Origin of the sequence: Streptomyces vastus (assembly GCF_039532825.1) — a bacterium.
In the GTDB taxonomy this organism is placed as follows: domain Bacteria; phylum Actinomycetota; class Actinomycetes; order Streptomycetales; family Streptomycetaceae; genus Streptomyces; species Streptomyces vastus.
The window spans coordinates 83,845-95,422 of the sequence record NZ_BAAASJ010000044.1; the positions used below are offsets into that span (position 1 = coordinate 83,845).

Genomic DNA, 11,578 nt, shown 5'->3' on the forward strand with positions numbered 1-11,578 from the left:
AGCTGCCGTGCTGCGGGCCGTCGTGCCGTGGGCCGTCGTGCCGTGGGACGTCGTGCTGTGAGCCTGCCGTGCTGTGAGCCTTGTCGTGCGTCCCGCTCAGTCCCACGACCCCTGAGCCGCAGGCAGCTCCGCCACCTCCGCCAGATCCCGCGCCGACAGGCGCAGCCCGGCCGCCCCCGCGTTCTCGGCCGCCCAGCGCTCCCGCTTGGCCCCCGGCACCGGCACCACATGCCGCCCCTGCGCGAGCACCCACGCGAGCGCCACCTGCGCGGGAGTGACCTCCTCACCGGTCTCCTCCCCGTGCCGCCGCGCGATACGGCGCAGACCGGCCACGACCGGCTGGTTCGCGGCCATCATCTCGGCCGTGAAACGGGGATGCCGGGCGCGTACGTCATCGGGTTCGAAGCCCTCGCCGGGTGTGAGCGTGCCGGTCAGAAAGCCGTTGCCGAGGGGCATCGCGGCCAGGAAACCGATGCCGCGCGCCTCGCACCACGGCAGCAGCCCGTCCAGTGCCTCCGGCGACCACACCGACAGCTCGGCCTCCACCGCGCTCACGGGGAAGACCTGCTGCACCCGCTCCAGCTGCCGGATCGTTCCGTCGTGCAGGTGTGCCCCCGAGCGGCGGCCTGACCGGGCGCTCACCGCGCACAGCCCGAGCGCCCGTACCTTTCCCGCCGTCACGAGCTCCGCCATCGCGCCCCAGGTTTCTTCGACCGGCACCTCGGGGTCGGCGCGATGCAGCTGGTAGAGGTCGATGACGTCCGTCTGCAGCCGCCGCAGCGAGGCGTCGCAGGCCCGTTTCACATACCCGGGACGGCCGTTGGCGACAATGTGCTGCTCACCGACCAGCAGCCCGCACTTCGTGGAGACGAACGCCTCCGGTCGCCGCTCCTTGAGCACCCGGCCCACCAGCAGCTCATTGGTGAACGGCCCGTACATGTCGGCGGTGTCCAGGAGGCTCGAGCCCTGGTCGAGGGCCGTGTGCAGGGTCCGCAGCGACTCATCACCCCGCTGCCGCGAAGCCGAGTACGCCCAGCTCATCGGCATGCACCCGAGCCCGACAGCCCCCACCTCGAGCGCCGCAGCCCCGATCGTCCTGCGCTCCACCTGGCTGTGCCCTCCCTTTCGCGACCCCCAAACTAACCTCTGGCTCTGACAATCCTTCGCCTAGCCTCCTGAGCATGACTTCCGAAGTGTGGCTTCCTTTCGACCCGGCCGACATCGATGGCCTCCCCGAAGGCCTCGACTACCGTTTCTGGGACGGTGAGCAGGACTTTCCCGCCGATCCCGCGAACTGCGCGCTCTATGTGGTGCCTTACATGAAGAGCAGCGAGGTATCGGTGCGGCCGATGGCCGAAATGACGTCCGTACGGGTCGTGCAGACGATGTCGGCCGGCATCGACCACGTCCAGCCGGGTCTGGGACTGCTCCCCGAGGGCGTGCAGTTGTGCAATGCGCGCGGGGTGCACGACGCCAGTACGGCCGAGCTCACGCTGACGCTGATCCTCTCCTCGCTGCGGGGCATCCCCGACTTCGTGCGCGGGCAGGAGCGCGAGGAGTGGCGGTCGGGGTTCCGGCCCGCGCTCGCCGACAGGTCTGTTCTGATCGTCGGCTACGGCTCGGTCGGCGCCGCGATCGAGGACCGGCTCGCGCCCTTCGAGGTCGCGCGGGTGGCGCGCGTCGCGCGCTCCGCACGTGAGACGGAGCGCGGCCCCGTGCATCCGATCAACGCATTGCCCGAACTCCTGCCGGACGCCGATGTCGTGGTGCTCATCACACCGCTCACCGAGCAGACCAAGGGCCTGGCGGGCGCCGATTTCCTGGCACGGATGAAGGACGGCGCACTGCTGGTGAACGTCGCCCGCGGCGGTGTCGTCGACACGAAGGCGCTGCTCGCCGAGCTGGAAAGTGGCCGGATCCGAGCGGCTCTCGACGTCACCGACCCCGAACCGCTGCCCAAGGGGCACCCGTTGTGGCATGCGCCCGGAGTGCTGATCAGTCCGCATGTGGGGGGCCCGACATCCGCGTTCTATCCGCGTGCCAAGCGGCTCCTGGTGGACCAGTTCCGTCGTTTTGTGAACCGGGAGCCGATGCGGAACGTGGTCCTTACGACGGGCGCGTAGCCTCTGCGACCACCCTCCGCAGTCCCCTGACTGCGGTCGGTTCACGTATCACCGCTGGTCGTCACGGAGAGTAGAGGGACTATGTCCCTGAGTGACGAGACTGGTGTATCGTCCGGACAGGGGATGCGCCGCGCACCGACGGCGCCGGGGACGAGACAGCGGACTGTGAGGGGGGCGACGGGCGATGTACGGCCTATGGACCAACGATCCGACGCGGCGGGGCCGCCGACGGCGAACCTCGCACGCACCACACAGAAGCGGCCAAAGCCACCCTCACCGCCGCAGGCCCAGCGGCCGCAGGCGGCACGCGCCCCCACCCTCGAACCGGCTTCGCACGGCTCGGGCGGCGGGACCCCCTTCGGCAAGCCGGGACCAGAGGGACTCGGGGGCGGCGCGGACCGGAGGGACACAGTGAGCTCCCAGGGGGCGCTGCTGGCCCGCCGCCCGCTCACCGACGGCGGCACGAGCCTGGTCCCGCAAGTGGTGCTGGCCCTGGTGTGCGCGGGATACACCATCGGCTGCGCCTTCAGTTGGGGCTCGCAGACGCTCGCGTTGATCATGGGTGACTTCGGGCTGAGCGCGGCAGCCGCCGCCGCGGCCGTCTCCTGTTTCCTCGGCGCCCGGCCCGGCCGCAGCCGCTTTCGCCCCGCCTGGCTGCTGTTCGCCCTCTCCTCCGCGATGACAGCGGCGGGCAACTTCGTCTGGGGCTGGTACGAGGTCGTCCTGTCCCGCCCGATACCCAGCCCCAGCTACGCCGACCTGTTCTTCCTGTGCTTCGCACCGCCGGCCATCGTGGGACTGCTCGTCTTCGCCAAACGGCCCGAGACCAAGTCCGGCTGGACCTGCCTGGCCCTGGACGCCTGGCTGATAGGCGGCTCGCTGCTCACGCTCTCCTGGAGCCTCGCGCTCGCCCAGGCGGCCAAGGCCGGGGGGCAGAGTGTCGCGCACACCGCGCTGTCGCTGGCGTACCCCCTGCTGGACATCGCCCTGATCAGCATGGTGCTCGCGCTGCACTTCAGGCGATCGCCCGTCCACAGGTCCGCGGTGAACACCGCCATAGGGGCCCTCGCCCTGACGGTGATGTGCGACGCGCTGTTCACCTCGCCGCTGCTGCACAACGACTACCGCTCGGGCCAGTTGCTCGACGCCGGCTGGTTCGCCGGTTCGCTGCTGCTCGCCTACGCCCCCTGGGTGGGGCCCCGACAAGGACAGACGGAAACGGAAGAAGAGGGGCACACGCGCGTGGTGTTCGGCTACGTGCCGCGGCCCCGGCCGGGACAAGCGGCACCCCTGCCGGAACAAGCGGCTCAGGTGCCCCTCCAGGAAGGAGGTCCCAGTCGGCATCCGGCAGGCCGGCCCATCGCCGGTTCGCTCGCGGCACTCACGCCCTATCTGGCCGCGGCCGTCTGCACGTTGGGCATTCTCTACAACGTGCTCAACGGCAGAAGCGTCGACCGCGTGGTGCTCATCACCGGTGGCACGGTCGTACTCGCCCTTGTCGTGCGCCAGGGCATCATGCTGCTCGACAACATCACCCTCACCCAGGAACTGGCCCAGAAGGAGAACCACTTCCGCTCCCTGGTGCAGGGCTCCAGCGACGTCATCATGATCGCCACGCCGAACGGCATCCTCCATTACGTCAGCCCGGCCGCCGCCGGAGTCTACGGACGGCCCGCGGAGGAACTCGAAGGGACCGAGCTCGCCTCCTTCATCCACCCGGAGGACCTGGGCTGCGTGGTGCACGAGGTGCGCCGCTTCCTTGCCGCCAGCCCACTTGAGGAACCCACTACGCGCATCGAATGCCGCTTCCGCTCCGGCGACGGCGGCTGGCTCAACGTCGAGTCGACCGTCAACCGGCACCACGGCGGCCTCATCTTCAACAGCCGTGACGTGACCGAACGGGTGCGCCTCCAGGCCCAGTTGCAGCACAACGCCGAGCATGACCCGCTCACCGACCTGCCCAACCGCGCCCTGTTCACCCGGCGCGTCCAGCAGGCGCTCTCCGGCCGCCGCTCCTCCGACCGCGGCACCGCCGTGCTCTTCATCGACCTCGACGGCTTCAAGGCCGTCAACGACACGATCGGGCACCAGGCCGGCGACGAGCTGCTCGTCCAGGCCGCGCGCAGACTCCAGGACGCCGTACGGCAGGGGGACACCGCGGCCCGGCTCGGCGGCGACGAGTTCGCGGCCCTCATCGTCGGCGACGGCACCCGCGACCGCACCGCGCGCGAGCGCCACATCTTCGAGCTCGCCGACCGGCTCCGCGTCACCCTCTCGCAGCCGTACTCCATCGACGGCAACGATGTGCGCGTGGCCGCCTCCATCGGCGTCGCCTTCGCCGAACCAAGCCTGGGCGCGGGCGAGTTGCTGCGCAACGCCGACCTTGCGATGTACCGCGCCAAGGCCGCGGGCAAGGGCCGCGTCGAGCTGTACGCGCCACAGATGCAGCAGGACGTCGTACGGAAGGCGGAACTCGCGACCCGGCTGCGGGCCGCCCTGCACGACGGCGAGTTCGCGCTGCTGCACCAGCCCGTGGTCTGTCTCGACACCGGCCGGATCGAGACGGTCGTCGCGCAGGCACGCTGGCGCTCGGCGCAGGGCGCGCTGCTCACGCCCGCCGACTTCCTGCGCGTCTCCGAGGACAGTGACCGCACCGCCGAACTCGGCCGCTGGATACTGCAGGAGGCCATCGAGCAGGCCGCCGAGCGCGGTGTCACCGGGCTCGCCGTGCCCGTCGCCGTCCGGATGGGCGCCCGCCGGCTCCTCGACCGTTCGATGCCCCTCAGTTCCATCGAGGCCCTGCTGACCCGGCACGGCGTGGCCTCCGGCGCCCTGGTCATCGAACTGGCCGAGACGGATCCCGAGGTCTCCCTGGACGAGTTGGAGCGCCGCCTGAGCGCGCTCAGGCGTCTCGGCGTCCGGATCGCCCTGGACGGCCTCGGCAGCGGCTACGCGACGATCACCGCACTACGGCGCCTCCCCGTCGACGTACTGAAGCTCGACCGCTCTCTGGTCGAGGGCGTCGTCGAGTCGGCCCGGCTACACAAGATCACCAGTGGGCTGCTCCGTATCGCCGGTGATCTCGGGCTGCAGTCTGTGGCGGACGGTGTGGACCGGCCCGAGCAGGTCACCGCCCTGCGCGACATGGGCTGCACCCACGGCCAGGGCATGGCCTTCTCCGAACCGCTCGACGAGGTCCGGCTGCGCCGCGCACTGGCCTCCGGCCGCTACCCCCTGCCCGGCCGCCCGGCCGAGCCGGTCCTCGTCAGCGGCTCCGTGGCCGGTGTTTACGCAGGTGGAGGCTCCGGTGCGTATGCGGTGGGCGGCCCTTCGGCGGCGTACGCCACAGGGACGGCTCTGCGCTCACATGATGAGACTCCCGTCCCACCCACTTGACAGGCACAGTGTGCCGGGGAGAAGGTCTGTGCCATGCGCACCCGAATTCTCGTACTTGGAAAGCGCGTCGGCTGAGCTGGGAACGACCGGACCGATGAACCGGAACTCCCAGCGACCGCACCCGACGCGCTCCCCTCGCTTGCCTCACGGCACGAGGGGTTTTTTGTTGCACCAACACCAGTCGAACTTCGCACAAACCTCGCAAAAACCCTCAGCATCGAGAAGAGAATGCCGATGACCGAGCAGGCCACCGGGGCCCACCATCCGCAGCCGCGGCCCCGTTCCTCAGGGCAGCCGTCCGCGCCCGAGCACGTCACGGGTGCGCAGTCCCTCATCCGTTCTCTCGAGGAGGTTGGGGCCGACACGGTATTCGGCATCCCCGGCGGCACCATCCTGCCGGCGTACGACCCGATGATGGACTCCAAACTGGTGCGTCACGTGCTGGTCCGCCACGAGCAGGGTGCCGGCCACGCGGCCACCGGTTACGCGCAGGCCACCGGCAAGGTCGGGGTGTGCATGGCAACGTCCGGGCCGGGTGCCACCAACCTGGTCACCCCGATCGCGGACGCGCACATGGACTCCGTGCCGCTGGTCGCGATCACCGGGCAGGTCGTGTCCAAGGCGATCGGTACGGACGCCTTCCAAGAGGCGGACATCGTCGGCATCACCATGCCGATCACCAAGCACAGCTTCCTTGTCACCAAGGCGGAGGACATCCCCCGGGCGATCGCGCAGGCGTTCCACATCGCTTCCACCGGCCGCCCGGGACCGGTCCTGGTCGACATCCCCAAGGACGTCCTCCAGGCGAAGACCACCTTCACCTGGCCGCCGACCATGGACCTGCCCGGCTACCGCCCGGTGACCAAGCCGCACGCCAAGCAGATCCGCGAGGCCGCCAAGCTGATCACCGCCGCAAAGCGGCCCGTCCTGTATGTCGGCGGCGGCGTCATCAAGGCCGGCGCGACCGCCGAGCTGAAGGTCCTCGCAGAACTCACCGGAGCGCCCGTCACCACCACCCTGATGGCGCTCGGCGCATTCCCCGACAGCCACCCGCTGCACGTGGGAATGCCGGGCATGCACGGTTCGGTCACCGCCGTCACCGCGCTGCAGAAGGCCGACCTGATCGTCGCCCTCGGAGCCCGCTTCGACGACCGCGTCACCGGCAAGCTGGACAGCTTCGCCCCGTACGCCAAGATCGTCCACGCCGATATCGACCCGGCCGAGATCGGCAAGAACCGCGCCGCCGACGTGCCGATCGTCGGTGACGCCCGCGAGGTCATCGCCGACCTGGTCCAGGCCGTGCAGAAGGAGCACAGCGAGGGCAACACCGGCGACTACAGCGCCTGGTGGAAAGACCTGAGCCGCTGGCGCGACAACTACCCGCTCGGCTACGACCAACCCGACGACGGCTCGCTCTCGCCGCAACACGTCATCGAGCGCATCGGGCAGCTCGCCCCGGACGGCACGATCTTCACGGCGGGCGTCGGCCAGCACCAGATGTGGGCCGCGCACTTCATCCAGTACGAGAAGCCCGCGACCTGGCTCAACTCCGGCGGCGCCGGAACCATGGGCTACGCGGTCCCGGCCGCCATGGGAGCCAAGGCGGGGCAGCCGGACCGTACTGTCTGGGCGGTCGACGGCGACGGCTGCTTCCAGATGACCAACCAGGAACTCACCACCTGCGCCCTGAACAACATCCCGATCAAGGTCGCCATCATCAACAACGGCGCCCTCGGGATGGTCCGCCAGTGGCAGACCCTCTTCTACAACCAGCGCTACTCCAACACCGTGCTGCACAGCGGCCCGGAGGCGGACGGCAGGCAGCCGAGCGCCGGCACCCGGGTCCCCGACTTCGTGAAGCTGTCGGAGGCCATGGGCTGCCACGCCATCCGCTGCGAGTCCCCGGACGACCTGGACAAGGTCATCGAAGAGGCGAACTCCATCAACGACCGCCCCGTCGTCGTCGACTTCATCGTCCACGAAGACGCGATGGTCTGGCCGATGGTCGCCGCCGGCACCTCGAACGACACGATCATGGCCGCCCGGGACGTCCGCCCCGACTTCGGCGACAACGAAGACGACTGAGCGAGAGAGACCACCGAGAAATGTCCAAGCACACGCTCTCCGTCCTGGTCGAGAACAAGCCCGGTGTCCTCGCCCGGATCACCGCCCTGTTCTCCCGCCGCGGCTTCAACATCGACTCGCTCGCCGTCGGTGTCACCGAGCACCCCGACATCTCCCGCATCACCATCGTGGTGAATGTCGAGGACCTGCCGCTCGAACAGGTCACCAAGCAGCTCAACAAGCTCGTCAACGTCCTGAAGATCGTCGAACTCGAGGCGGGCTCGGCCGTTCAGCGGGAACTCGTTCTGGTGAAGGTCCGCGCCGACAACGAGACCCGCTCCCAGATCGTCGAGATCGTCCAGCTGTTCCGCGCCAAGACGGTCGACGTCTCCCCGGAGGCCGTCACCATCGAGGCCACCGGCTCCAGCGACAAGCTGTCCGCCATGCTCAAGATGCTGGAACCCTTCGGCATCAAGGAACTCGTCCAGTCGGGCACGATCGCGATCGGCCGCGGGGCGCGTTCGATCACGGACCGGTCGCTGCGCGCGCTGGACCGTTCTGCGTAAGTCCTGATACGGGCGGTCGAGCCCCGAAGAAGGTCGCGTGGCCGCCCGTATTCCGAGACCGCGAAACTTCCCTTCCCCTCGCCGTCATACGGTGGGACGCAACACCTGCACTCCCGAGGAGAGAACCCAAAGTGGCCGAGCTGTTCTACGACGCTGACGCCGACCTGTCCATCATCCAGGGCCGCAAGGTCGCGGTCATCGGCTACGGCAGCCAGGGCCACGCCCACGCGCTGTCGCTGCGCGACTCGGGTGTAGACGTCCGCGTCGGTCTGCACGAGGGCTCCACGTCCAAGGCGAAGGCCGAGGAGCAGGGGCTGCGCGTGGTGACGCCGTCGGAGGCCGCCGCCGAGGCCGACGTCATCATGATCCTGGTTCCGGACCCGCTCCAGGCGCAGGTCTACGAGGAGTCCATCAAGGACAACCTCAAGGACGGCGACGCGCTGTTCTTCGGGCACGGCCTGAACATCCGCTTCGACTTCATCAAGCCCCCGGCGAACGTCGATGTCTGCATGGTCGCCCCCAAGGGCCCGGGCCACCTCGTGCGCCGTCAGTACGAGGAGGGCCGCGGCGTTCCGTGTATCGCGGCCGTCGAGCAGGACGCGACCGGCAACGCCTTCGCGCTGGCCCTCTCGTACGCCAAGGGCATCGGCGGCACCCGCGCCGGCGTCATCAAGACGACGTTCACCGAGGAGACCGAGACCGACCTGTTCGGTGAGCAGGCCGTTCTCTGCGGTGGTACGGCCGCGCTGGTCAAGGCGGGCTTCGAGACGCTGACCGAGGCCGGCTACCAGCCGGAGATCGCGTACTTCGAGTGCCTGCACGAGCTGAAGCTGATCGTGGACCTCATGTACGAGGGCGGCCTGGAGAAGATGCGCTGGTCGATCTCCGAGACCGCCGAGTGGGGCGACTACGTCACCGGCCCGCGGATCATCACGGACGCCACCAAGGCCGAGATGAAGAAGGTCCTCGCCGAGATCCAGGACGGTTCCTTCGCCCGCGAGTGGATGGCCGAGTACCACGGCGGCCTGAAGAAGTACAACGAGTACAAAACCCGGGACGAGAACCACCTCCTGGAGACCACGGGCAAGGAGCTGCGTAAGCTCATGAGCTGGGTCAATGACGAAGAGGCGTAAGCCGTAGGCACGGGGCCGCAGCGATCCGCTGCGGCCCTTTTGCCGAACCCCCGGTAACCACTCGTCCACGGCCCGCAGCCACGGATGAGTGATCCTTCCGCGGAGGCGCAGGACGACCTCCCGAGCAGCACTAGACTTGCTGCATTACATACGCGTCGGGCCACAGCGTCGTGCGTCTTCCACGCGGCAACCCCTCCACCGCCTGCGGCCGTCGGGACGGCCGTCCGCATTGGACTTGTGAGGACTCACGTGAGCACTGCTGCCAACGGCAAACCGGTCGTACTCATCGCTGAAGAGCTGTCGCCTGCGACTGTCGACGCCCTGGGCCCGGACTTCGAGATCCGGCACTGCAACGGAGCGGACCGAGCCGAACTGCTCCCGGCCATCGCCGAGGTCGACGCGGTCCTGATCCGCTCCGCCACCAAGGTCGACGCCGAGGCCATCGCGGCCGCCGGCAAGCTCAAGGTCGTCGCACGAGCCGGCGTCGGCCTGGACAACGTCGACGTCTCGTCCGCCACCAAGGCCGGCGTGATGGTCGTCAACGCACCGACCTCCAACATCGTCACCGCCGCCGAGCTCGCCTGCGGCCTGCTCCTGGCCACCGCGCGCCACATTCCGCAGGCCAACACGGCGCTCAAGAACGGCGAGTGGAAGCGCTCCAAGTACACGGGCGTCGAGCTCGCCGAGAAGACCCTCGGTGTCGTCGGCCTCGGCCGCATCGGCGCGCTCGTCGCGCAGCGCATGTCGGCCTTCGGCATGAAGGTCGTGGCGTACGACCCGTATGTGCAGCCCGCGCGGGCCGCACAGATGGGCGTGAAGGTCCTGTCCCTCGACGAGCTGCTCGAGGTCTCGGACTTCATCACCGTGCACCTGCCGAAGACCCCCGAGACCCTCGGCCTCATCGGCCACGACGCGCTGCACAAGGTCAAGCCGTCGGTGCGGATCGTGAACGCCGCGCGTGGCGGGATCGTCGACGAGGAGGCGCTGTACTCGGCGCTCAAGGAGGGCCGCGTCGCGGGCGCGGGCCTCGACGTGTACGCGAAGGAGCCCTGCACGGACTCCCCGCTCTTCGAGCTGGACCAGGTCGTCTGCACGCCGCACCTCGGTGCCTCCACGGACGAGGCGCAGGAGAAGGCCGGTATCGCCGTCGCTCGGTCGGTGCGGCTCGCGCTCGCCGGTGAGCTCGTCCCGGACGCCGTGAACGTCCAGGGCGGCGTCATCGCCGAGGACGTCAAGCCGGGTCTGCCGCTCGCCGAGAACCTCGGCCGCATCTTCACCGCGCTCGCGGGCGAGGTCGCGGCCCGCCTCGACGTCGAGGTGTACGGCGAGATCACCCAGCACGACGTCAAGGTGCTCGAACTCTCCGCTCTGAAGGGCGTGTTCGAGGATGTCGTCGATGAGACCGTGTCGTATGTCAACGCTCCGCTGTTCGCGCAGGAGCGGGGCGTCGAGGTGCGGCTGACCACCGGCTCGGAGTCGCCGGACCACCGCAATGTGGTGACCGTGCGCGGCACGCTCGGCAACGGCGAGGAGGTGTCGGTCTCCGGCACGCTGGCCGGACCCAAGCACCACCAGAAGATCGTCGCGGTGGGTGAGTACGACGTGGATCTCGCCCTCGCCGACCACATGGTCGTCTTCAAGTACGTCGACCGCCCGGGCGTCGTCGGCACCCTCGGCCGCATCCTCGGCGAGGCCGGCATCAACATCGCGGGCATGCAGGTCGCCCGTACGGACCTGGGTGGCGAGGCGCTGGCGATCCTGACGGTGGACAGCACTGTTCCGCAGAACGTGCTCAACGAGCTGGCCGAAGAGATCGGCGCGACGTCGGCTCGGTCGGTCAACCTCGTGTGAGGTTGTCCGCCACCTGGGGGCTCCGCCCCCAGACCCCCCGTGTCGGCCTGGCGGCCTCGTCCTCAATCGCCGGACGGGCTTGAAGGTGCCGGGCGGGCTGGAGATCCAGCCCGCCCGGCGTTTTTGTGTAGCCGCGCTCAGGCGAGGGCCTTCTCGGACTCACTCGCACTCCGTGGCCTCCGTCTCACGGACCCGCACCCGCCGCAGTGTCACCGATGCCAGGACCGCCGCCCCCAGCAGGAGTACCGTCGCGGCGATCGCCGCCGCCTGCATTCCGTGGGTGAAGGCCTCACGGGCCGCCGTCGCCAGGGCTTCGCCCGCCCGGCCGGGCATGTGACCGGCCACGGCCAGGGCGCCGCCGAGCGTCTCGTGGGCCGGGCCCGGAGCGGAGGCGTCTTAAACGGCTGTCTAGAACGTTCGTATAAGTCAGTCGTGTAGGACGGTC

7 protein-coding genes and 1 pseudogene are annotated in these 11,578 nt (G+C 69.3%); 6 read left to right on the forward strand and 2 right to left on the reverse strand.

The window, feature by feature from the left end; all coding sequences use genetic code 11:
• Positions 1-96: 96 nt before the first annotated feature.
• Positions 97-1,107 carry an aldo/keto reductase gene (locus ABD357_RS22970; RefSeq protein WP_344392535.1) on the reverse strand — a complete coding sequence of 337 codons (1,011 nt, stop codon included), beginning with the start codon at positions 1,105-1,107 and terminating at the stop codon, positions 97-99.
• Positions 1,108-1,181: 74 nt separating this feature from the next.
• Here ABD357_RS22970 and ABD357_RS22975 point away from each other — a divergent pair, with 74 nt between their 5' ends.
• The 6 genes from ABD357_RS22975 to serA all read left to right on the forward strand — a co-directional run bounded on the left by ABD357_RS22975 (position 1,182) and on the right by serA (position 11,133).
• Positions 1,182-2,123, forward strand: coding sequence for a 2-hydroxyacid dehydrogenase (locus ABD357_RS22975; RefSeq protein WP_344392537.1), 942 nt, complete (start codon positions 1,182-1,184; stop codon positions 2,121-2,123).
• A 195-nt stretch (positions 2,124-2,318) separates the two neighbouring features.
• Positions 2,319-5,519: a putative bifunctional diguanylate cyclase/phosphodiesterase gene (locus tag ABD357_RS22980; RefSeq protein WP_344392538.1), complete on the forward strand. Its 3,201-nt coding sequence runs from the start codon at positions 2,319-2,321 to the stop codon at positions 5,517-5,519.
• Between the two features lie 234 nt (positions 5,520-5,753).
• Positions 5,754-7,604, forward strand: coding sequence for an acetolactate synthase large subunit (locus tag ABD357_RS22985; RefSeq protein WP_344392539.1), 1,851 nt, complete (start codon positions 5,754-5,756; stop codon positions 7,602-7,604).
• Positions 7,605-7,624: 20 nt separating this feature from the next.
• Positions 7,625-8,149 carry an acetolactate synthase small subunit gene (gene ilvN, locus ABD357_RS22990; RefSeq protein ID WP_344392540.1) on the forward strand — a complete coding sequence of 175 codons (525 nt, stop codon included), beginning with the start codon at positions 7,625-7,627 and terminating at the stop codon, positions 8,147-8,149.
• Between the two features lie 131 nt (positions 8,150-8,280).
• The gene (gene ilvC, locus ABD357_RS22995; RefSeq protein ID WP_344392541.1) at positions 8,281-9,282 is read left to right on the forward strand and encodes a ketol-acid reductoisomerase; all 1,002 of its coding nucleotides are present in this window, start codon (positions 8,281-8,283) and stop codon (positions 9,280-9,282) included.
• Between the two features lie 249 nt (positions 9,283-9,531).
• A complete protein-coding gene (gene serA / locus ABD357_RS23000; RefSeq protein ID WP_344392543.1) occupies positions 9,532-11,133 on the forward strand; it encodes a phosphoglycerate dehydrogenase in 1,602 nt (533 codons plus the stop codon).
• A 159-nt stretch (positions 11,134-11,292) separates the two neighbouring features.
• Here the strand turns inward: serA and ABD357_RS23005 are convergent.
• Positions 11,293-11,526, reverse strand: a pseudogene (locus tag ABD357_RS23005) (MFS transporter); the annotation flags it as partial.
• Between the last annotated feature and the right edge of the window lie 52 nt (positions 11,527-11,578).